The sequence below is a fragment of the Phaeobacter sp. 11ANDIMAR09 genome, assembly GCF_001294455.1.
GTDB lineage: Bacteria > Pseudomonadota > Alphaproteobacteria > Rhodobacterales > Rhodobacteraceae > Pseudophaeobacter.
The window spans coordinates 239,356-261,967 of record NZ_LIKT01000001.1 but is presented as its reverse complement, the minus strand read 5'-3'; the positions used below and the strand labels follow the sequence as shown (position 1 = coordinate 261,967).

Here is a 22,612-nt window from a genome sequence, read left to right as displayed (position 1 = left end):
AAAAAAGGACAAAACCCGACAATCCAGGAGAAAGCCGGGTTTTCTATGCTGAGACGCCGCTCTTGGCAAAATCACTCTGCTGCTTCGGTGCCTGCCTCATCCGTGCAGATGAAGCCGCCGGACTGACGCGCCCAGAACTGCGCATAGAGCCCGCCCGAAGCCAATAGTTCCGCGTGGCTGCCGACCTCGGCAATTTGGCCCTGCTCCATCACGATGATCCGGTCCATCTCGCTGAGCGTGGACAGGCGGTGGGCGATGGCCAGCACGGTTTTGCCCTGCATCACCCGCTCCAGCGCCGCCTGGATCAGCGCCTCAACCTCGGAATCCAGCGCCGAGGTGGCCTCGTCCATGATCAGGATCGGCGCGTCCTTCAGGATTGCCCGCGCCAGGGCAATGCGTTGCCGCTGACCTCCGGAGAGTTTGACCCCCCGCTCACCCAGAAAGGCGTCATAGCCCTGACGTCCCTGCCCGTCTTCGAGGTCCAGAATGAACTCATGCGCCTCGGCCTGTTTGGCCGCCGCCACCAGCTCTTCTTCGCTGGCATCAGGTCGCCCGTACAGAATGTTTTCACGCGCCGAGCGATTGAACATGGCAGTTTCCTGGGTGACCATACCGATCTGACCGCGCAGACTATCCTGCGTCACCCCGGCGATGTCCTGCCCATCAATCAAGATCCGGCCACCCTCCCCATCATAGAGCCGCAACAAGAGCGAAACGAGGGTGGATTTTCCCGCACCGGAAGCCCCCACAATGCCCAGTTTCTCGCCGGGTTTTATGGCGAGAGAGACATCACGAATGCCGCCTACATCACGCCCATAAGCAAAGCCAACTGAGTCAAAAGTGATCGCCCCTTCCGTGACCCGCAAAGTCTCTGCGTCTTGCAGGTCTTCGACCCTATCGGGGCGGGTCAGGGTCTTCATGCCGTTCTCAATCTCGCCCACGTTGGAATAGATCGCCATCAGGGTGAAACTGACCCAGCCTGTCATCTGGGCAATGCGGATCGACACTGCGCCAGCGGCAACGATGTCGCCCTCGCTGGCCATGCCATTGCGCCACAGCAACAAGGTCGCGCCGATCAGCAGGACAGGCAACAGACCCGCGAGGGTCATCAGGCAAAAGCGGAAGCTGGCAGCCAGATAGCCAAACTCCAGCGCCGTTTCGCGGAACTTCACCATGGCGTTCTGGGCGCTGCGTTCCTCATGCGACGCATGGGCGAACAGCTTCACTGTCTTGATATTGGTGATGCTGTCCACCACCTGCCCCGAGACCATCGCCCGCGCCCCGGCACGCTTTCCAGACCGCTGTCTTACCCGTGGCAGGAAAAATCGGATCAGGGCAAAATACCCAATCAGCCAGATCAGAAACAGCAAGGTAATGCGAAAATCAATCGCGCCCAGTAGCGCAAGAGAGCCAACCAGAGAGGCCAGAGCAAAGGCCACCACATTGATCATCTCGGTCGCAACCGAGGTCACAGCCGAGGCCGTCTGCATCTGCTTTTGCGCAATGCGGCCCGCAAAATCATCGTCAAAAAACCGCACCGATTGGCCCAGGGTCCAGCGATTAAGCCGTGACAGCACCAGCGGATTCACATTGGGCTGCACCACAATGGCATTGGACGCCGCCGACAGACCAAAGAGAACCGGCCGCACCAGCATGAAAAAGCCCAGCGCGCCCAGGATTACCAAGAGATTGCCACTGGTAAAAAAGGCCTCTGGCCCGCTGGAGAGAGCGGTATCAATCACCAATCCCAGGAAATAGGCGGTCCCTGCCTCCATGGCGCCGGCAAAGCCCGAAATCGCAGCCGCCAGGATGAGCATCGGCCAGGCTCCGGCCAGCACCCAGCGCAGGAACCCGCCCAGGTTCTGCGGCGGCGGGCCCTTGGCGGGCTGAAACGCGTCGATCAGATTGCCTAGTTTCATTCTGCTGCCTCGATATTCAAGAATCCGCCGGACTGGCGCGCCCAGAACTGCGCATATAGCCCCTGGGCCTGCAATAGCTCTTCATGGCTACCCTGCTCTGCGATCTGGCCTTGATCCAGTACCAGAATGCGGTCCATCCGTGCGATGGTGGACAGGCGATGTGCAATAGCGATCACCGTCTTGCCCTCCATCATGCCATAGAGGGTCTCCTGAATGGCGGCCTCCACCTCGGAATCCAGGGCCGAGGTGGCCTCATCCAGCAGCAGGATCGGCGCATCTTTCAGGATCACCCGCGCCAGGGTGATACGCTGACGCTGGCCGCCGGACAGTTTGACACCGCGCTCGCCCACATGAGCGTCATAGCCACACCGCCCCTGGGGATCCTCAAGGTCCAGAATGAACTCATGCGCCTGCGCCTGTTTGGCGGCAGCGATGATCTGATCTTCGCTGGCATCGGGCCGCCCATAAAGCAGGTTGTCCCGCACCGAGCGATGCAGAAGCGCACTGTCCTGCTGCACCATGCCAATTTTGCTGCGCAGACTATCCTGGGTGACGGCAGCAATATTCTGACCATCCACCAGGATTTGCCCCGCATCTGGGTCATAGAACCGCAACAACAGCTTGACCAAAGTCGACTTGCCCGCACCCGAGCGCCCCACAAGGCCAATCTTCTCCCCGGGTTTGATCACCAGATTCAGCTGATCCAAACCGCCCGCCTCGCGGCCATAGTGATGCGACAGATCCTTGAGCGTGACCTCACCCTGGGACAGCTGCAACGGTTTGGCTTTCGCGACATCGACCAGATCAATGGGTTGGGCGATTGTCTCCATCCCTTCGGCCACCACACCAAGCTGGCGAAAGAACGAGGTCAGCGCCCACATGATCCAGCCGGTCATGGCATTGAGCCGCAATGTCAGCGCGGTTGCCGCCGCAACCACTCCAGCCGAGGCGGCGCCAATCATCCACAGATGCAGCGCCCAGCCGACCACCCCAACAATCAGCAGCCCGTTCAACGAGACGAGAACACCGTCCATCACCGTGAAGATGCGCATTTCCTTCTGGAAGGTCAGCCGCGTGTTCTCGATGGCGTCTTTTGCATAGTCGAGTTCCCGATTATCATGGGCGAACATCTTGACCGAATGGATGTTGGAATAGCTGTCCACCACCCGACCCGTCACCGTTGATCGCGCATCAGAGGCCGCTTGGCTGGCAGGCCCCACCCGCTGAATCGTCCAGCGCACCAAGAACCCGTAGAGTACAAACCAGACCAGCAAAGGCAGCATCAAGCGCGCATCCGCAACCATCAGCATGATCGCCGCGCCCACCAGATAGGCCAGCGAAAAGGTGATGGCGTCAAAGACCTGAAACACCACTTCACCTGCGGCCGGTGGGGTCTGCATGATCCGGTTGGCAATCCGGCCGGCAAAGTCATTCTCAAACCAAGAGACAGATTGGCGCAACACATGTTTATGGGCCCGCCAGCGAATAAGTGTTCCAAAGTTCGGCAGAATACTGTTGTTGAGCAGCAAGACATCCGCCAGCTGCAGCAAAGGCCGCAATAGCAGAATGAACAGCGCCACCAGGATCAGCTCGGTTCCGTAGTTCTGCCAAACCTGTTCCGGCGGGTTCGACAGCAGGTCAACCACCCGCCCCATGTAGTAGATCAGGCCAATTTCAATCGCCGCCACCACCACAGACATACAGGCGGTCAAGATGAACACGGCTTTGAACGGCTGAGAATAGGCCTTGAGAAAGGGCCAGAGCCGGGTCGGTGGCTGATCCGTTTCCGGGTAGTCGCAATAAGGATCAATGAGATTTTCAAAAAAACGAAACATGACAGGGCGCTCCAGTTACTTGAGCAGATAGGGAATGCAAAAATGCAGACAAGAGGCGACGCCGCGCCCCCGTTCTGAAACGGGCGGTACGGCTTTAGCTAAACCAGATCCCGTAGTACATTCGCATTCCTCCCGGCATGATTGTTTTGGCTAGGCGGAATTAGCCATAGATTCTGCCCCCTGTCACCACCGGATTGTCCGTTAGGCGGGCAGATCTCAGCAGCTGTGGCGTTATTTCAACTGTTGCAATAGCTCTGCACGGCTAAGCCGAAAGCCTGAGCTCACCCAGGCAGCTTCCAGCTGTTTCAGCGCCGCCCCGAGGGCAGCACCGGACAGACCCGGCATCAGGTCAGCCGCTTTGAGCGGAAAGGCTGCAGTCGCTCCAAGCCTGAGATCTGGGTCCAAACCGAGCGAAACCGGCTGTTCTAGCAGGGCCGCGCGCAGCACTACCACCTGAAGTGCCACCTCTCGCCCGAACCGATAGCTCAGCTCAGCGGCTGCCATTGTATCCACTGCCGCCTCTCGCAGCTGTACCAACAGTCGGCCATCTGCCTTGCTTAGGCGCAGATGATCCTGCAACGCCGCGCCGCCCAGCGCAGCCAACCGGCAGATCGGATCAAAAGAGGCATCTCTGTCCGGAAACTGCCCCTGTAGATGGACCAGGGGTGCCAAAGCCCGGTCATCCGCACCCGGCAAGACCTGCCCCAGAACACCAATCTGGCGCATCACCGCAATGGCCGGTGCTGGATCCGGGGCCCGCAGAAGTTTCAAAAATTCAGCCGTGACCCGCTCCAAAGACAGCTGTGACAGCCCGTCAAGATTGGCTGCAATTGCCGCCAAAGCCTCAGGATCAAATCCTGCTTCCTGATCGCCATACCAGGCGTGAAAGCGGAAATAGCGCAGGGTGCGCAGATAATCCTCGCGAATGCGGTTTTCGGCGATACCGATAAAGCGCAGGCGTCGCGCCAGGAGATCCGCGAGCCCCCCAAGGGGATCAACGATTGTGCCATCCGGGTGGGCGTAGATCGCGTTCATGGTGAAATCGCGCCGCGCCGCGTCCTCCGCGATCTCTTTGGAAAAGGCCACCACGGCCCGACGGCCATCGGTGGCCACATCCTTGCGAAAGGTGGTCACCTCATGCGGGATCTTATTCTTCACCAGTGTCACGGTGCCATGCTCAATCCCAGTCGGGATCGCCTTGATCCCAGCAGCCTTCGCCAATGCCAGAACCTCCTCTGGGGTGGCATCCGTGGCGATATCAATATCAGATACAGCAACTCCCATAAGGGCATTGCGCACGCAGCCGCCGACAAACAGGGCCTGGGCGCCATTTGCGGTCAGCGCGGAACAGACGCTTTGTGTTGCCGGATCATTCAGCCAGGCTTCAGCAGCCAGCGTCATGACTGTAGCGCCCCGGCCAGGTTCCGCAGCATACGCGCGGTTGCGCCCCAGATGTAGTAGGGCCCAAACGGCACGGTGTAGTAATGCCGCCGGGTGCCACGCCAGCTGCGCGAGGCAATGATATAGTTGGCAGGTTCCAGCAGATGGGCAAGCGGCACCGAAAACACCTCGGCCACTTCGCCCGCCTCGGGACGTATCTGAAAGCATTCATGCAGCAGCGCCACCACTGGCGTCACCTGAAAACTGGTCACGGTCTCATGGTTGGGCAGATGACCAATCACCTCAGGCAATTCAGGCGGCAGGCCGATCTCTTCCCAGGCTTCCCGCAGCGCAGCAGCGGTGACATCAGCGTCGCTCTGGTCCACTTTGCCACCAGGAAAAGCAATCTGACCGGGGTGGTGTTTCAGGGCCGAAGACCGTTTGGTCAGGATGACCCGAGGCGCCTCTTCAAACAGAGAAATTGCCACCAGAACCCCCGCAGGGCGCAGCCTGCGGGCGCCGGGGAGCACCAGGTCGGGGTTGAGATCAAAATCAGACGATCCCGCCCCTTGCTGCGCCAATGCCGCCTTCAGCTTTTGCCGCAGGTCAGTCACCTGCTGCTGTTTCCGCTTCAAAGCCAACCGTTTTAGGGTCCAGATCATAGTGCGCGCTACAGAACTGGCAATCAGCTGTCACCCGACCCTCCTCTGTGGTCATGGTGGCGATGTCCTTGGCCGAATAGATCGACAGGCTTTGGCGCACACGCTCTTCGGAACAGGTACAGCCAAAGTGAACCGTCTGTGCTTCATATACTCGTGGCGCTTCCTCGTGAAACAGACGCAGCAACAGCTCGGTCGGGGTGATCGAGGGACCAATCAACTCCAGCTCCTCGACGGTGTTCAGCAGCGTGTTGACGCGGTTCCAGTTCTCCTCAGTCTCGCCATCAACCAGATCTGCGGCCTGAAGCGTGGCGCCATTGCCCGCAGCATCCGAAGCCACAAAGGGGGAGGCCTTTGGCATATGCTGCAGCATCACGCCACCTGCACGCCAATGTTCGGCAACGCCAGGGCCAGAGGATTTCCCATAGGTCAGGGTAAAGGTCGTCGGCAGCTGCTCGGACTGGGCAAAATAGGCGCCAGCACAGGCCGCCAGCGATTCGCCATCCAGCGCAGCGATGCCCTGATAGGGTTTGGTGCCCTCGCCCTGATTGATCATCACCGCAAAATACCCCTCGCCCACCTGATCAAATGGCGCGCCTGGCGTCAGCCGATCCGCGTCATAGCTGGCATAGGCGCGAATCCGGGCCGGCTCGCCCTCTGCCTCAGGCGCGTAGTAGTCGGTGGCAATCATCCGTACCGGCCCTTTGGACTGGACCTGCAGCGACAATTTCCAGCGCAGTTTCATCGTCTGCCCGATCATGGCAGTCAGCAAAGCCATCTCAGCCACTAGGGCCTCGACCTGGGGGGGGTAGTTGTGCTGCTTCAGAATGCCATCAAGCGCCGAATCAAGCCGCACCACGCGGCCCCGCATATCGGAGGCATCAAGCTGAAAAGGCAGGACGGTATCGTCCCATGCAATTTTTGATCCAAGAGACATTTCTGATCCAACGGTCATGGGGGTTTCCTTAAGCGCCGGTGATTGGCATATCGAGCCTATATAGGGTTTTCCACGATAGAGTGAAGGGGGCGCAGATGATCAGGCGATTTGGTGAGGTTCCGCAGCAGAAACAGAGATATCGCATGCGTCCTGGCGCCTATGCGATTTTGCCCCGTGATGGCAGGTTTCTGGTGACCCGTCAGATGGATCCACAGCCAGAGATCCAACTGCCCGGCGGCGGTATCGACCCCGGAGAATCCCCTCTGCCGGCCCTGCATCGCGAAGTCTTTGAGGAAACCGGCTGGTCTATCAGGACCCCCAAGAGACTCGGCGCATTCCGCCGGTATACCTACATGCCTGAATATGACCTCTGGGCGGAAAAAATCTGTCACATCTACCTGGCGCGCCCTCTACGCAGGATGGGACCTCCCAGCGAAGCCGGTCATCACGCCATCTGGATGCAGCCCGCCGAGGTTCTTCAGGCGCTCGGCAATGACGGAGACCGCCATTTTACCCAACTCTACCTGTCGCGAAGCCGGACCCGTGCAAAGCCGGGTTTTGATTGAACGAGCTCACAAAGATGCGCAACCGCAGACCGCTTTTGCGGTCTGCCGGGCCCAACAAGAGCGAATTATCTCTGATAATTTGACGATTGGCGGGAGCCTCGCCTCCCCCTGACTATCCCCTACGTCATCTGTGCTTGGGGACTTGAAAATCTTTCCGATCAGGCTTTAGGGGCCTTCATATTCAAACAGGGTGGCCGAAACATCATCCTCAAGCCCATGTTCTTGCGACATGATCTGAGTGAGGTTCCAATAGAGGTCATCCAGGAATTCCTTGCCGCTCTGACGGGTGTCGCATTTGCCGATCAGATCCAGCAGGCCTTCGACCTCCAACATCTCGCCATTCTCAAGCCGCGCTTCGGTAAAGCCGTCGGAATAGAGCAACAAGCGGTCCCCCTTTTCCAGAACGACCTCTTCCTGACTGTAGCTGATATCCGGCACCAGGCCGATGGGCACGCCGCCCTTGCCCAGGAATTCGGTACTGCCATCCCGGCGCAGCAGCAGCGGATGTGGATGCCCAGCTTGCACCATCTTCAACACACCGCTGCGCAGATCAACGATGCAATAGGCCATGGTAAAATATTCTTCGATGCCGGTATCCGCAATCAGCCGCGCATTCAGCAACCGGGCCACCTCATCCGGTTGGCGCAGTGCATAGAACCGTTTGAAGCGCTGCTCCATGCCGACATTCTGATCAAAATAAGTCGAGGAAAGATAGCCGCCCAGACGGGCAGTCATCATCGCCGAGGTAATACCGTGCCCAGAGACATCAATCGAATAAAACCCGATCCGATTCACGCCAGGACAGAACATCCCAACCAGATCGCCGCCGATGTGACCACAGGGTTTCAGCAGCAGGCTGACGGTCGAAGACCCAAACTCCTTGGAGAGTTCGGGCACCAATGATTCCTGAATCTTGCGGGCCTGAATCAGATCCTTGTCGATGGCGTCATAGACATTCTGCAGCTCATCCAGCGTATCGGAAACAATGCGGTTTTTCTCCGACAACTCCCGCTGCATTTTCAGAATGCGTTCGCCAGCAGAAATCCGCGCGCGCAGCTCGTCCGAGCTCACAGGCTTGGTCAGGAAATCATCGGCGCCGGCATCCAGACCTTCGGCCACCTCGTTCTTTTCACTCTTCGAGGTCAGCAGAATGAAATAGGCATAGTTGTCCTTGGACTGCTCCCGGAAGGCCTGGCAAAATTCCAGCCCATTCATTCCCGGCATCATCCAGTCGCTGAGAATCAGATCGGGGGGCTCCTGGCGACAGATCTCCATCGCGGCCTCGCCACTTTCAGCCTCAACGACGTCAAAACCCCACTTTTGCAGAGAGGCCACCAGAATACGGCGCTGCAAACGGCTGTCATCAACAACCAATACTCGGCTGATTGACCCGCTCATCGCGTGTTCCTCGTTCTCCAGTGAACTGTCTGGCAGCACCTTCGGTTCCTCATACAAAATAGTCGTGGGCTAGTCTCTGCTGTCACTATCAGGCCAGACCTTTAATAGGATATGAATTTTGAAAAATGTCTCTGAACACGTTTTCACCATAAATTTACTACATACAACCTATGAGTCCCTTTCAAACTGAAGGCAAATAGGAACACGTCATGATTGATTGGCCTCGAGTAAAAGAACTGAGAGACGAAATCGGGCCTGATGACTTCACCGAAGTTGTGGAGCTTTTCCTGGAAGAAGTCGAAGAAATTATCCAGAAGCTGCGGAGCAACGACCGTGGTCAGCTAGAACAGGACCTGCATTTCCTCAAGGGCTGCGCGCTGAATCTCGGCTTTGAAAGCTTTGCCGAACTCTGCCTGCAGGGAGAACGCCAATCAGCGGAAGGCCAAGCCGCGCAGGTCGACCTGCCAGCAATCCTCAATATGTTTGAGGCGTCCAAACAAAGTTTTATCGCTGAACTTCCCAAGCTGGGCTAAAATACAGCCAGATCCTATGATCTGAGAAAATAATGTATCTCAGATACATAAGATCGGAATTGCAGGAAGTTTTCTCCGCATCTACTGATCAGTGAAAGGCGGGCAACAGCGCAACACAGTTTGGCGAAGCCTCGGACAGTCTCGCAAAAGCGCTGCCTCCCAAACCCTGACGCCAAACAGGGCTGTCAGGCCTGATGGCTAGCCTGGCTCCGTCAAATCAGGAACTGTGCCAAGGTCTCGTCATTGGTGATATCGGTATAGGCCATGCCTGCGCCATCCAGACGCGCAAAGAAATCCGCAAAGTTCTCTGGGCGTTTGGTTTCGATCCCGATCAGGACCGAACCAAAGTTGCGTGCAGACTTTTTCAAATACTCGAATCGGGCAATGTCATCCTCCGGCCCCAGAATATTCAGGAACTCTTTCAAGGCTCCGGGGCGCTGTGGCAGCCGCAATAAAAAATATTTTTTTACGCCGGAGTATCGCTGCGCCCGCTCTTTGACCTCAGGCAGGCGTTCGAAATCAAAATTTCCGCCTGAAGTGACGCAGACAACTGTCTTGCCGCGAATCCATGTGCGCAGATCGCCCAGCGCCTCGACTGCCAAAGCCCCGGCAGGCTCCAGAACGATTCCCTCGACGTTCAGCATCTCGATCATGGTGGTGCAGACCCGATCCTCGGACAGGGCGATAACATCCGGCAGGGGTACATTCTTCAACAGTTCAAAGGGCCGTTCTCCCAGTCGGCCAACCGCAGCGCCATCCACAAAGGTATCGACCCTGTCCAGCGAGACGGGATGCCCGGCTGTCAGCGCCGCCCGCAGACAGGCGCCACCCGCGGGTTCGACATAAAGACTATGCACCCGTTCGCCAAACCAGCTGGTCACCCCGGCGGACATACCCCCGCCGCCCACGGGCAGGATGACGTGATCCGGCACCTGCCCCAACTGAGCCTCGATTTCCACCGCGATCGAACTTTGGCCTTCGATCACATCTGCATCGTCAAAAGGCGACAGAAAATGACCGCCTTCGCGGGAACACCACTCCTGTGCCGCCGCCAGCGTGTCGTCAAAATAGTCGCCCACCAGGTGGATCTCGACATTGTCCCCACCAAAGATCCGGGTTTTCTGGATCTTCTGCTGCGGTGTGGTCACCGGCATAAAGATCACGCCTTTGACGCTCATGTGCTTGCACATAAAGGCCACACCCTGTGCATGATTTCCCGCCGAGGCGCAGACAAAAAGCTGCTGATCCTGCTGCTTGCGCATCGCATTGAGCGCACCGCGAATTTTGTAAGAGCGAACCGGGCTCAGATCCTCACGCTTGAGGTAGATATCCGCTCCGTAACGATCGGAGAGATGCAGGTTTTTCTGAAGCGGCGTGGGCGGAAACACATCGCGCATCGCCGCCTCGGCCGCGCGGGCCTGGGTCATGAAATCCGTCATATCCCCTGACTGAACCAAGCCTGCCTTCATGGCAAGAGGGCAGGGTCAAAGCATACCGAAGAATACCCAAAGGATCTGTCTATTCAGGCCTTCCCCGTTGACCACAAAGCCATATCCAAATTCGGCAATAGGGATCTCCTGTACAAAACAAATGTCCTGAACAACCCAGGGAGATCAGATATCGCGGCCCTCCACGGCAATTCCGTAGATCGTGGTCAGGACACTGATCCCGACCATGGTATAGGCCCATTGCACCACCCCCATCAGGATCACCCCGATCAAAATGTTGACCTGAAACAGGACCAGCATGGCAGCCCCACCACAAAGCAAGGCAAATACGATCAGCAGCAGGGCCGCACCCAGCACTGCGCCGGACATGTCGGCGGTTGCCTCCCAGGCCTGTTTCACGCCCATAGCTTCCCCCAGGGCCGCAGCCGGAAGAAGCGGCGACAACCTGTAAAAGGCCCAGAGGGTCGTCACGACAATTGCCAGCATGGCCAAGACAAACAGCGGGGTGATGTTGCTGAGCGCAATGCCAGCGATGGCGCCCGCCCCCCCGGCGCCCAGCGCCAAACCAATCATCATAAGCAAAATGACAATAAAATAGGAAACCATACGGCTGCCATGGAAGGTCGGCAGGCTGCCGCCCCGTTCTTCCAGCAGCACAAAACGGTGCCAGGCCACAGCGACCCACAGGCCGGCAATTGCGCTTAGGAGTGTCAGAAACAGATTGGGCCCAGTACCTTGCGGTGTCCCGGCTTCCAAATTGTCGATCGCCATAGCGCCCCCAAGAAACAGGTTCAGCAGCATGGTGACAATCAGCGGCGAAGAAATGCGCAGGGCATCCTTCAGATTGTGATTCAGCAAAAACACCGAATGTGAGAAAATCTTCCAGCCCATCGCACACAACACCCCTTCAAACGAATGCATCAATTTGGCCGCACGCTAAGCGAGAGGCAATTGAATGAAAAGCCCTGCAAAGCTTGCCCTCGCGGCGGAAACCCGCTATCGCCCAGTCGATCTGACTGAGAGGAAATTCTATGTCCGCGCCCAAGAAAGTTGTGCTGGCCTATTCCGGTGGCCTTGATACCTCAATCATCCTGAAATGGCTGCAGACCGAATATGGCTGCGAAGTTGTCACCTTCACCGCCGATCTCGGCCAGGGTGAAGAGCTGGAGCCCGCCCGCAAAAAGGCTGAACTGCTCGGCATCAAGCCGGAAAACATCTATATTGAGGACGTGCGCGAAGAGTTCGTGCGTGATTTTGTCTTCCCGATGTTCCGCGCCAATGCCGTCTACGAAGGCCTGTATCTGCTGGGCACCTCGATCGCACGTCCGCTGATCTCCAAACGTCTGGTCGAGATCGCCGAAGCCACCGGCGCTGATGCCGTGGCCCATGGCGCCACCGGCAAGGGCAACGATCAGGTTCGTTTTGAACTGGCCGCCTATGCGCTGAACCCCGACATCAAGGTGATCGCGCCCTGGCGTGAATGGGATCTGACCTCGCGCACCCGGCTGCTGGAGTTCGCTGAGCAAAACCAGATCCCAGTTGCCAAGGACAAACGTGGCGAAGCGCCTTTCTCGGTGGACGCAAACCTGTTGCACACCTCCTCTGAGGGCAAGGTTCTGGAAGATCCCGCCGTCGAGGCACCGGATTACGTCTACCAGCGTACAGTCCACCCCGAGGATGCCCCCAACGAGCCCGAATTCATCGAAATCGGCTTTGAAAAGGGCGATGCGGTCTCGATCAATGGTGAGGCCATGTCGCCCGCCACCATCCTGACCAAGCTGAATGAATACGGTGGCAAGCACGGCTGCGGTCGTCTCGACCTGGTTGAAGGTCGCTTTGTTGGCATGAAATCGCGCGGCATCTACGAGACCCCCGGCGGCACCCTGCTGCTGGAAGCGCACCGCGGCATCGAGTCCATCACCATGGACCGGGGCGCGATGCACCTCAAAGATGAGCTGATGCCAAAATATGCCGAGCTGATCTACAATGGCTTCTGGTATTCCCCCGAGCGCGAAATGCTGCAGGCCGCCATCGACGCCAGCCAGACCCATGTCACCGGCACCGTGCGTCTGAAGCTCTACAAAGGCTCCGCCACCTGCGTTGGCCGCTGGTCGGATCACACGCTCTACTCCGAGGCCCATGTGACCTTCGAAGAAGATGCCGGCGCCTATGACCAGACCGATGCGGCGGGCTTTATCCAGCTCAACGCCCTGCGTCTGAAGCTGCTGGCTGCGCGCGAGCGTCGCCTGAAAAAGTAACACTCTGGAACATCAGAGATTTGCACGAGGGGCCGCACCACTGGGAGCGGCCCTTTTTTGTCCCCTTCAATGTGTTTTGACGGCGACCAAAGGCATCTCTGTCAAATTTGCCCCTCCGCTCCCTCGCAACTGGCTCAGACACATCGACAGTTTCAAAGAGCGTCTGGCGCAGTAGTTCCGCATCCGCTAGGGTCTGCCAGATATCGCCGCAGACGGAGTTTAGGATGACTGATCAAGAGGATGACCTCTTTGAAGATGATTTCGCGGAAGAGCTGGAAATGTTTATCGAAGCTCAGGACACCGTCTGGGCTGACGTGCTGGCCGAGTTGAAAGCCGGCAAAAAGACCGGCCATTGGATGTGGTTTGTCTTTCCCCAGCTGGCAGAACTTGGCCAATCCCATATGGCGCAGCTTTATGGAATCGAAGACCTCTCCGAGGCCAGTGCCTATCTGGGCCATGAGGTGCTGCGCGCCCGCCTGATCGAGGTCTCCGAATTGATGTTGACCCATCAGGGGCAAGACCCCGCAGCAATCCTGGGCGCGACAGATGCAAAGAAACTCTGCTCCTCTATGACCCTCTTTGCCGCCGTTCCAGGCGCACCAGACATCTTTGCCGAGGTGCTCGCCACGTTTTTTGCAGCCACGCCCTGCGATGTGACAGTAGAAGCCATTTCTTAAGGCGCCGCCTGCAGTCTTGCGCCCCTTAGGCTGGTGCTTGCCGCCCCGTCAGGCTTGCCAGCTGCCCAGCGCTTGCCTACCCCATTGACCGTGTTTCAAACGCGGAAATGTTTCAAAGGGGCAATCCAATGGCGCTAGCTGACATTGCACAGGGCATATCTGAGGCCCTTCAAGGCAAGAGCTTTGAGGGCTCGCTGAAGTTTGACTGCGGCGCCGATGGTGTCATCATTCTGGCCGAGGGCGGCGCTTCGACGGAGGACCGCGAGACAGATTGCACCATTGCCCTCAGTCAGGACAATCTGCTCAAACTGCTCAAGGGCAAGCTGAACCCGATGACCGGGGTGATGATGGGTAAACTAAAAATCTCTGGCGATATGGCCACAGCCTTAAAGCTGGGCAAGCTGATCGGATAGCCTCCCGAACGCCGCATTCAGGCCTTTCATTTGGCTGCAAATATCCTGGGGGAGCGCCTGTGGCGCGGGGGCAAAGCCCCCTCCGCTCCTCAGATTTTTTGCGCTTTCATTGCTTCATAATAGGGCATGGCTGTTGCCAGCACAGGCTGCAGTTGCTCTGGCACCGTTGGCAGATCACCCTCCGGCCCAGAAAAGCCGCTGGAATTCCACACTGCCCCGTACCAGACCGGTGCCCAGACGCCATCCTCGGAATGGCCACCTTTGGGCCAGCTCAGCATCCTTGGCGATGGCGGCAGATCAATGGCCTCGCAGAGCTGCTCCAGTTTGCCTGCGGGATCGGCGCGAATGTCATGGCTGTCGACAACAACCGGCGTCTGCCCCCAGCTGCGGCACAAATCAAACAGCTCCGCCTGCTGGCGAAAGCCGATATCCTCCAGTGTCGGGTTTTCCCGCTTCTGGGCATAAGAGGCAATCACCCGTGCCGGGTGACGGATCAGGAAAACATTCGTCACCTCCCGCATCCAATCGCGTGGCACCCCCGCGATCATGTGCTGGGTCATGTGTTTCTGATAAAAATAGGGTTTGGCAGCCGGCACCGGCCCCAGCAGCGCCTGGGCAACGTCACCTGCATCCTGAGACTGGCTGTCCAGGATCTCTTCGCGCATCGGATGCTGCAGGCCGGTCAGGGCCAAATAGGCGGCGTAAAAGGGCTCATCCACAACAGCGCAGTCACTGCGGTTGCCAAAGGCATACATCATCGCCGTCGACAGGTTGCGCGGCCCCGACCACATGGCAATCCGCATCAGGCGCATTCCGCATCGATCAGGGCCTTGTACAGGGATCGAATGCGCTTGGTCATCGGCCCCATCTCGCCGGTACCGATCTGGCGCCCGTCGATCTCGCCAACCGGGGTCTGAGCGCCAAAGGTGCCGGTAAGAAAGGCCTCATCGGCGCCATAGGTATCAACCAGTGAATAATTGCGCTCAAAAACGGGGATGTCATTGGCACGGCACAGGTCGATGACCTTTTGCCGAGTAATGCCATTCATGCAGTAATCCCCGGTCGAGGTCCAAACCGCGCCGTTGCGCACAATAAAAAAGTTGCAGGCATTGGTGGTGTTCACAAAGCCGTTCACATCCAACATCAGCCCCTCATCCGCGCCAGCCTTTTCAGCGGCGATACAGGCCAGGATGCAATTGAGCTTGGAGTGGGAATTGAGCTTGGGATCCTGAGTCATCGGCAGCCCCCGCAGATGCGGCACCGTTGCCAACCGAATAGGCCGCGGCAGATTGGGCGTGGAATGTTCCATGATGATCACCATGGTTGGTCCCTGCTGCGACAGCGACGGATGCTGAAATGGCCGTGTCTTGGGCCCCCGTGTCACCATCAGCCGCGCATGGGCATCCGATGTCATCTGATTGGCCTTTTGCGTCTCTAACAAAGCATTCTTGACGCCTTCCGGATCTAAACCAATGTCCAGATCAATCGCTTTTGCCGCCTCGAACAGTCGACCAATATGCGCATCCATGAAGGCCCAGGTATCATTGTAAAGGCGCAGCCCCTCCCAGACACCATCTCCCAGCATGAAGCCGCTGTCATAGACGCTGACGGTTGCCTCTGCCTTGGGCACGATCTTGCCATTCAGATAAATCAGAATCTCTTCGTTGCGCTGATCTTCCGCTGCCTGATGGGTGCTCATTTTTTTGGTCATCGGGTCCTCCTTGGCGGCACGCTAAAAGGATTGGATACAACTTCCAAGCGGTAACTTGCGCTCACCTCCGCGTGACATTTGATGACACAGGGTTGAGCCAAAGCAGCCCTCCCGTCAGGGTGCAGATATCGCCCCGAACAGGGTGCAATACCGGAGGTCACCCATGCAGATTTTCAAAACCTTGAAACCCATTGCCCTCACCGTTTTTATGCTGCTCGCCATGGTGCTGCGAGGGCATGAGGCCGAGGCCCAAACCCAGGAAAAGCTCATCGTTGCGGGGGGATGTTTCTGGTGTGTTGAAAGCGATTTTGAATCGGTGCCCGGCGTGATCGAAGCCATTTCCGGCTATACGGGCGGCACCACAAAAAACCCAACATATGGTCAAGTTGGAAAGGGCAATACCGGGCATCTCGAGGCTGTTGAGATCCATTTTGACCCCGCGCGTGTCAGTCGCAAACATCTGCTGGAACTGTTCATCAGATCCGTCGACCCCACCGATGCAGATGGACAATTCTGCGATCGTGGCTATGTCTATAGCACGGCAATTTTTGTCTCTAACCCAAAAGAAAAGGCTCTGGCAAAGACGGTATTGGCCGAAGCAGCCTCCGCGCTGGGACAACAAATCGTCACACCTATTCTGGAGAGTGCAACGTTTTATCACGCAGAAGACTACCACCAGGATTACTATAAGGGCAGCAAACTGGTGCTGACACGTTTTGGTCCCAAGCGCCAGGCGGCCGCTTACAAGCGGTATCGCCAGGCCTGCGGCCGGGACAGTCGTGTCATCCAGCTCTGGGGCGATGCAGCGCCCTTTGCCAAGGCCTATTAAACTCTCTAGGCATCAGAATGAGGGGGCCAGCCCCCTCTTGCGCCACGGCGCAATTCACCCCCGGGATATTTCAGGCCAAATGAAAAGGGTAAGCGGCGCTTTAGAAGCGAGCCTCTTGCACCTCTTTCAGGTCGGGGATTACATCAGCAGTGCCGTGGCGCGTGACCATCAGAGCCCCAGCGCGGGCCGCCTGGGCCATGGCCTGGGGCATGGGCAGACCCCGGTCGAGCCCGGAGAGCACATAGCCGGTGAAAGTATCGCCAGCCCCTGTAGTATCAACTGGAGTGACCGGCAGGGCGGGAACATCCCTGGTGTTCCCCGTGGCCCCGTTAAAGTGACGCGCACCCTTGGCACCCAGAGTAACGATGACATCCGCAACACCAAGATCCTGTGGCGCCTTGCCGATTGCCTGCTGTAACTGCTCTGCTTCAACCGCGTTGAGGAATAGGAGATCCAGGAAAGGCAGAACCGCCTGAACTGCGCTGGCCTCGAAGGGGGCAGCGGCATAGGCCACTTTGAGCCCAAGATCCCGCGCCATCTTGGAGGCCTCGGCCTGCAGGTTGGTCTCGTTCTGCAAGATCAGAAGATCCCCGGCATGAGCGGCACTGAGCGCCTGACCGATCTGACCCGTTGAGATTGCATGATTGGCACCCGGAAACAGGATGATCTGGTTTTCGCCGGACGGGTCCACAGAGATTATGGCATGTCCGGTGGGTAGATCCTGTGTCGCAATATGGCGGGTGTCGACGCCATATTCCATCAAACGGCTCACTGCCCAGCCACCTTCAGGCCCAACCGCGCCGATGTGATGCACCGTGGAGCCGGCGCGGGCGGCAGCGACCGACATATTGGCTCCCTTACCGCCCAGGAACTGGTCCAATCCTGTGGCCGCCAGGGTTTCACCCGCCACCGGCAGATGCGGCATGGCATAAACCATATCCGCATTGATTGAGCCCAGATTCCAAATTGCCATAGCTGTTATCCGATGTTGCAGGCGGCCAGCACCGCCATGTTCAGGATATCATTGGCGGTCGAGGTGGTGGAGCAGATCTGGATCGGCTCTGGCACGCCCGAAAGGATCGGACCAATCACGGTGGCGCCGCCCATTTCCTGCATCAGTTTGGTCGATATCGAGGCCGAGTGCCGGGCAGGCACGATCAAGATATTAGCCGGACCGGTGAGGCGCTGGAAGGGATAGGCCTCTTGTGAGGTGGCATTCAGCGCCACATCCACGGTCATCTCGCCCTCATATTCAAAATCAACGCCGCGGGCATCCAGGACCGAGGGCGCGATATGCATCTTTTCCGCCCGTTCCGAGACCGGATAGCCAAAGGTGGAGAAGCTGACAAAGGCCACGCGGGGTTCAAGCCCCATGTGGCGGGCCACCCCAGCGGCACGCTCAGCGATATTGGCCAGATCATTTTCGTCCGGCCATTCATGTACCAATGTGTCGCCCATCAGAACGATGCGGCCCTTGTGCAGCAGCGCGGTTACCCCAGCAACGCCGTGTTGCTGGTCGGCGTCAAAGACGTGATTGATGCGATCCATCACATGGGCGGATTTACGGGTGGCCCCCGTCACCAGCCCATCGCCATGACCATGGGCCAGCATCAAGGCTCCAAAGACATGCCGGTCGCGGGCCGCCATCCGGTGAATGTCGTGACGGTCAAAACCTTTGCGCTGCAAACGCTTGTAGAGGAACTGCTTGTAGCTCGACAGATGGGTGGTATTGGCGGCGTTGACGATTTCAAGTTCGCGGACTGCATCGCCCATACCTGCGGCTTCGAGTTTTGCTTTTACATCATCGGCGCGACCAACAACCAGGGCCTTGCCAAAGCCGGAGCGCTGATAATTGACAGCGGCCCGCAGAACCCGCGGATCATCGCCTTCGGCAAAGATCATCCGGCTTTGCGCCGAACGGGCCCGCGCATTCAAGCCACGCAGGATCGAGGCGGTTGGATCCATCCGACCTTTGAGACCAATCTCATAGGCCTCCATATCAATGATCGGACGACGCGCCGCCCCTGTATCCATGCCGGCCTTGGCCACGGCAGGCGGAATACGGTAGATCAGGCGCGGATCAAACGGCGTCGGGATGATATAGTCGCGGCCAAAGGTCAGTGACTTTCCATAGGCCAGAGCCACCTCATCCGGTACGTCTTCGCGCGCCAGAGCCGCCAAGGCGTGGGCGCAAGCGATTTTCATCTCGTCATTGATGGCGCGGGCATGAATATCCAGCGCACCGCGGAAGAGATAAGGGAAACCAAGGACGTTATTGACCTGGTTTGGATAGTCGGAACGACCCGTGGCAACGATGGCATCAACGCGAACTTCATGGGCCTCTTCCGGGGTGATTTCCGGATCGGGGTTCGCCATGGCAAAGATCACCGGATTGTCGGCCATTTTGGCAACCATCTCCTGAGTCACAGCGCCTTTGACAGACACCCCCAGGAACACATCCGCCCCATCCATGGCCTCTTCCAGAGTGCGCAGCTCAGTGGTGACGGCATGGGCCGATTTCCACTGGTTCATGCCCTCGGTCCGGCCCTGATAGATCACGCCTTTGGTGTCACAGACGATGCAATTTTCATGCCGCGCGCCCATGCGTTTCAACAGCTCGATGCAGGCAATGCCCGCCGCCCCGGCACCGTTGAGAACGATCTTTACGTCTTCAATCTTTTTACCCGAGATATGCAGCGCATTGATCAACCCGGCCGCACAGATCACCGCCGTGCCGTGCTGGTCGTCGTGGAAAACCGGGATATCCATCTCTTCCTTGAGCTTCTGCTCAATGATGAAACATTCCGGCGCCTTAATATCTTCGAGGTTGATACCGCCAAAGGTTGGCCCCATCAGCTTCACCGCCTCGATGAATTTGTCCGGGTCTTCGGTGTCCAGCTCGATGTCGATCGAGTTCACATCGGCAAAGCGTTTGAAGAGAACGGATTTCCCCTCCATCACCGGTTTGGAGCCCAGAGCGCCCAAATTGCCCAGACCCAGAACCGCAGTCCCGTTGGAGATCACCGCAACAAGGTTGCCCTTGTTGGTATAGTCATAGGCGGTTTCGGGATTGGCCGCGATCGCTTCGCAGGGCACTGCAACACCGGGCGAATAGGCCAGCGACAGATCCCGCTGCGTCGTCATCGGGACGGTTGCATTGATCTCCCATTTTCCGGGCGTCGGGTCCAGGTGAAAGGCGAGAGCTTCTTCGTCGGTGATCTTTGCTTTGGGCATCGTTTTGCGTTCTTTTCCATGGGGCGTTTCTAGGCGGGCTGGAACTTAATAGCTCAGCCATCCAGCTGCCACAACGACTATACGTTTTCACCTTTCGCCGCAGGTCGCCGGTTTGTATGGTCGCGACGATAAAAATACCGAATGCGCGGAGATCCCTCTTGTCCAAAGTCACGCCGATGATGGCGCAATATCTCGACATCAAGGCACAGTATCCAGATGCCCTGCTGTTTTACCGGATGGGAGATTTCTACGAGCTGTTCTTTGACGATGCCGTCAATGCCGCCGAGGCCCTGGACATCGCCCTGACCAAACGCGGCAAGCACAATGACGAAGACATCCCGATGTGCGGCGTGCCCTTTCATGCCGCCGAAGGCTACCTGCTGACCCTGATCCGCAAGGGCTTTCGCGTGGCCGTTGGCGAACAGCTGGAAACCCCCGCCGAAGCCAAGAAACGCGGTGGCAAATCGGTAGTCAAACGCGACGTGGTACGGCTGGTCACCCCCGGCACCCTGACCGAGGACTCCCTGCTCGAAGCCCGCCGTCACAACTTCCTTGTTTCCTATTCCGAACTGCGCGAAGACTCCGCCCTGGCCTGGGCCGATATTTCGACCGGAGCCTTTCATGTGATGCCCATCAGCCAGGTACGGCTCTCGCCCGAACTGGCACGGCTTGCCCCATCCGAGCTGATCGTGGCAGATGGGGCCACCTATGAGGCAACCTCTCCCCTGGCCGAAGAGTATAAAATTCCGCTGACCCCACTGGGCAAGGCCAGCTTTGACAGCACCGCCGCGGAAAAACGCATCTGTTCGCTCTTTGGTGTCAGCGCTCTGGATGGTTTTGGCAGCTTCACTCGGGCTGAAATCTCGGCCATGGGCGCCTTGATCGACTATCTGGAGATCACCCAGAAAGGCAAACTGCCGCTTCTGCAACAGCCCGTTCAGGAAGCGGAAGACCGGGTGGTGCAGATCGATGCCTCTACCCGCGCCAGTCTGGAACTTACCCGGTCGCTCTCTGGCGCACGCGCCGGCTCGCTGCTCTCAGTGATAGACCGCACCGTCACTCCCGGTGGGGCCCGTCTGCTGGAGCAACGCCTGTCCAGCCCCTCGCGCAACCTCGATGTGATCAATGCCCGGCTAGCGGCCCTGGATTTTGTGGTCGAACGCGATCAGCTTTGTGAAGAACTGCGCGACGCCCTGCGCAAAACCCCGGATCTCGATCGGGCCTTGTCGCGCCTGGCGCTGGATCGCGGCGGTCCGCGTGACCTTGCCGCAATCCGCAATGGGCTGGCCCAGGCCGCCGCCATCGCAGAACGCAACGCACATGAGGATCTGCCGCCGCTGATTGCTGCGGCCACCGCTGATCTCACCGGGTTTGATGCGCTGCTGGATCTGTTGGATGCCGCCCTGGTCGCAGAACCACCACTCCTGGCCCGCGATGGTGGTTTCATCGCCTCGGGCTATGACGAGGAACTCGACGAGGCCCGCACCCTGCGCGACGAAGGTCGAACGGTCATTGCGGGCATGCAACAGGACTATGCCGCCCATACCGGCATCACCTCGTTGAAGATCAAACACAACAATGTGCTGGGATACTTCATCGAAACCACCGCCACCCATGCGGATAAAATGCTCTCGCCTCCGCTGTCGGAAAAATACATCCATCGTCAAACTACCGCAAACCAGGTGCGTTTCACCACGGTAGAGCTCAGCGAGATTGAGACCCGGATTCTGAACTCCGGCAATCGCGCGCTTGAGATCGAAAAGCGGCTCTATTCAGCCCTTTCTGGGGCGATCATGGACCAGGCTGCGCGGTTGAACGCTGCGGCGCGTGGACTGGCTGAGCTGGATCTTCTGACCGCGCTGGCCGATCTGGCGCGCGGCGAAGCCTGGGCCCGCCCCCATGTGGATGCCTCCCGCGCCTTTGCCATCACCGGCGGGCGACACCCAGTTGTGGAACGGGCCCTGCGGCAACAGGGTGGGGATAGATTTGTCGCCAATGACTGTGACCTCTCCGCCAGCAACGGTGCCGCCATCTGGCTTTTGACCGGTCCCAATATGGCCGGTAAATCCACCTTCCTGCGGCAGAATGCGCTGATCGCTCTGCTGGCCCAAATGGGCAGCTATGTGCCAGCCGAATCCGCCCACATCGGTCTGGTCAGCCAGCTGTTCAGCCGTGTCGGCGCCTCGGATGATCTGGCCCGGGGGCGCTCAACCTTCATGGTCGAAATGGTGGAGACCGCCGCCATCCTCAATCAGGCCGATGATCGCGCCCTGGTTATCCTGGATGAAATCGGCCGCGGCACCGCCACCTATGATGGGCTTTCCATCGCCTGGGCCACGCTGGAACATCTGCACGAGGTCAACCAGTCGCGCGCTCTCTTTGCCACCCATTACCACGAATTGACCCAGCTCTCGAACAAGCTGACCGGCGTCGACAATGCAACCGTTTCGGTCAAGGAATGGGAGGGCGAGGTGATCTTTTTGCATGAGGTCAAAAAGGGCGCGGCGGATCGCTCTTACGGGGTGCAGGTGGCGCAGCTGGCCGGCCTGCCTGCCTCTGTAGTTGCCCGCGCCCGCGACGTGCTCGATCTACTGGAACAGGGCAGTCGCGAAGGTGCGGGCGCCAAGATCCAGATCGACGACCTCCCCCTCTTTGCCGCAGCCCCGCCGCCACAGCCCAAGGCCAAGACCGCGCCTTCCCCAGTGGATGAGCTGCTGAAGGACCTACACCCGGATGAGCTCTCCCCACGTGAAGCCCTGGAGGCGCTCTACCGCCTGAAAGAGGCCGGCAAATAGAAATGAGCGGCTGCCACCTG

General features: G+C 58.4%; 19 protein-coding genes. 7 read left to right on the top strand and 12 right to left on the bottom strand.

Annotation, left to right across the window (positions count from 1 at the left end; translation table 11 throughout):
- Positions 1-71: 71 nt before the first annotated feature.
- The 5 genes from AN476_RS01300 to AN476_RS01280 form a co-directional block, all read right to left on the bottom strand.
- A complete protein-coding gene (locus AN476_RS01300) occupies positions 72-1,919 on the bottom strand; it encodes an ABC transporter ATP-binding protein (protein ID WP_054458778.1) in 1,848 nt (615 codons plus the stop codon).
- Positions 1,916-3,754 carry an ABC transporter ATP-binding protein gene (locus AN476_RS01295; RefSeq protein WP_054458776.1) on the bottom strand — a complete coding sequence of 613 codons (1,839 nt, stop codon included), beginning with the start codon at positions 3,752-3,754 and terminating at the stop codon, positions 1,916-1,918. The genes AN476_RS01300 and AN476_RS01295 overlap by 4 nt, the downstream gene beginning before the upstream one ends.
- Positions 3,755-3,985: 231 nt before the next feature.
- Positions 3,986-5,155, bottom strand: a complete 1,170-nt coding sequence (locus tag AN476_RS01290; RefSeq protein ID WP_054458775.1) for a CCA tRNA nucleotidyltransferase — start codon at positions 5,153-5,155, stop codon at positions 3,986-3,988.
- Positions 5,152-5,748: a CoA pyrophosphatase gene (locus tag AN476_RS01285; RefSeq protein WP_054458773.1), complete on the bottom strand. Its 597-nt coding sequence runs from the start codon at positions 5,746-5,748 to the stop codon at positions 5,152-5,154. The genes AN476_RS01290 and AN476_RS01285 overlap by 4 nt, the downstream gene beginning before the upstream one ends.
- The gene (locus AN476_RS01280; RefSeq protein ID WP_054458922.1) at positions 5,741-6,730 is read right to left on the bottom strand and encodes an Hsp33 family molecular chaperone HslO; all 990 of its coding nucleotides are present in this window, start codon (positions 6,728-6,730) and stop codon (positions 5,741-5,743) included. Before AN476_RS01280 ends, AN476_RS01285 begins: the two co-directional genes overlap by 8 nt.
- Positions 6,731-6,825: 95 nt before the next feature.
- Here AN476_RS01280 and AN476_RS01275 point away from each other — a divergent pair, with 95 nt between their 5' ends.
- Positions 6,826-7,296 (top strand): NUDIX hydrolase, encoded by a 471-nt coding sequence (locus tag AN476_RS01275; protein WP_054458771.1) that lies wholly within the window; start codon positions 6,826-6,828, stop codon positions 7,294-7,296.
- Between the two features lie 165 nt (positions 7,297-7,461).
- Here the strand turns inward: AN476_RS01275 and AN476_RS01270 are convergent, their stop codons facing one another.
- Positions 7,462-8,733: a PP2C family protein-serine/threonine phosphatase gene (locus AN476_RS01270; protein WP_054458920.1), complete on the bottom strand. Its 1,272-nt coding sequence runs from the start codon at positions 8,731-8,733 to the stop codon at positions 7,462-7,464.
- A gap of 170 nt (positions 8,734-8,903) precedes the next feature.
- Between AN476_RS01270 and AN476_RS01265 the strand changes: the two genes are divergently transcribed.
- Complete coding sequence (locus AN476_RS01265; RefSeq protein ID WP_054458768.1) at positions 8,904-9,227, top strand: Hpt domain-containing protein; 324 nt, start codon at positions 8,904-8,906, stop codon at positions 9,225-9,227.
- 212 nt (positions 9,228-9,439) lie between these two features.
- Here AN476_RS01265 and ilvA read toward each other — a convergent pair whose 3' ends face one another.
- Positions 9,440-10,666, bottom strand: coding sequence for a threonine ammonia-lyase IlvA (ilvA, locus tag AN476_RS01260; RefSeq protein ID WP_054458767.1), 1,227 nt, complete (start codon positions 10,664-10,666; stop codon positions 9,440-9,442).
- A gap of 174 nt (positions 10,667-10,840) precedes the next feature.
- Positions 10,841-11,566: a hypothetical protein gene (locus tag AN476_RS01255; protein ID WP_054458765.1), complete on the bottom strand. Its 726-nt coding sequence runs from the start codon at positions 11,564-11,566 to the stop codon at positions 10,841-10,843.
- A 140-nt stretch (positions 11,567-11,706) separates the two neighbouring features.
- On the opposite strand from AN476_RS01255, the gene AN476_RS01250 reads away from it, so the two are divergent.
- From AN476_RS01250 to AN476_RS01240, 3 genes are all read left to right on the top strand, one after another.
- Positions 11,707-12,933 (top strand): argininosuccinate synthase, encoded by a 1,227-nt coding sequence (locus tag AN476_RS01250; protein ID WP_054458763.1) that lies wholly within the window; start codon positions 11,707-11,709, stop codon positions 12,931-12,933.
- Positions 12,934-13,157: 224 nt separating this feature from the next.
- Positions 13,158-13,610, top strand: a complete 453-nt coding sequence (locus AN476_RS01245; RefSeq protein WP_054458760.1) for a DUF1810 domain-containing protein — start codon at positions 13,158-13,160, stop codon at positions 13,608-13,610.
- Positions 13,611-13,738: 128 nt separating this feature from the next.
- Positions 13,739-14,023 (top strand): SCP2 sterol-binding domain-containing protein, encoded by a 285-nt coding sequence (locus AN476_RS01240; RefSeq protein ID WP_054458918.1) that lies wholly within the window; start codon positions 13,739-13,741, stop codon positions 14,021-14,023.
- A gap of 89 nt (positions 14,024-14,112) precedes the next feature.
- Here the strand turns inward: AN476_RS01240 and AN476_RS01235 are convergent, their stop codons facing one another.
- Positions 14,113-14,826: a hypothetical protein gene (locus AN476_RS01235; protein WP_054458916.1), complete on the bottom strand. Its 714-nt coding sequence runs from the start codon at positions 14,824-14,826 to the stop codon at positions 14,113-14,115.
- On the bottom strand, positions 14,826-15,734 hold the full coding sequence (locus AN476_RS01230; protein WP_054458758.1) for a D-amino acid aminotransferase: 909 nt from the start codon (positions 15,732-15,734) through the stop codon (positions 14,826-14,828). The genes AN476_RS01235 and AN476_RS01230 overlap by 1 nt, the downstream gene beginning before the upstream one ends.
- A 163-nt stretch (positions 15,735-15,897) precedes the next feature.
- Here AN476_RS01230 and msrA point away from each other — a divergent pair, with 163 nt between their 5' ends.
- Positions 15,898-16,563, top strand: coding sequence for a peptide-methionine (S)-S-oxide reductase MsrA (gene msrA / locus AN476_RS01225; RefSeq protein WP_054458756.1), 666 nt, complete (start codon positions 15,898-15,900; stop codon positions 16,561-16,563).
- A gap of 100 nt (positions 16,564-16,663) precedes the next feature.
- Here msrA and AN476_RS01220 read toward each other — a convergent pair whose 3' ends face one another.
- The gene (locus tag AN476_RS01220; RefSeq protein ID WP_054458754.1) at positions 16,664-17,536 is read right to left on the bottom strand and encodes a ribokinase; all 873 of its coding nucleotides are present in this window, start codon (positions 17,534-17,536) and stop codon (positions 16,664-16,666) included.
- 5 nt (positions 17,537-17,541) lie between these two features.
- Positions 17,542-19,797, bottom strand: a complete 2,256-nt coding sequence (locus tag AN476_RS01215; protein ID WP_054458752.1) for an NADP-dependent malic enzyme — start codon at positions 19,795-19,797, stop codon at positions 17,542-17,544.
- Between the two features lie 176 nt (positions 19,798-19,973).
- On the opposite strand from AN476_RS01215, the gene mutS reads away from it, so the two are divergent.
- Complete coding sequence (mutS, locus tag AN476_RS01210; protein WP_172684783.1) at positions 19,974-22,592, top strand: DNA mismatch repair protein MutS; 2,619 nt, start codon at positions 19,974-19,976, stop codon at positions 22,590-22,592.
- The last annotated feature ends 20 nt before the right edge of the window (positions 22,593-22,612 follow it).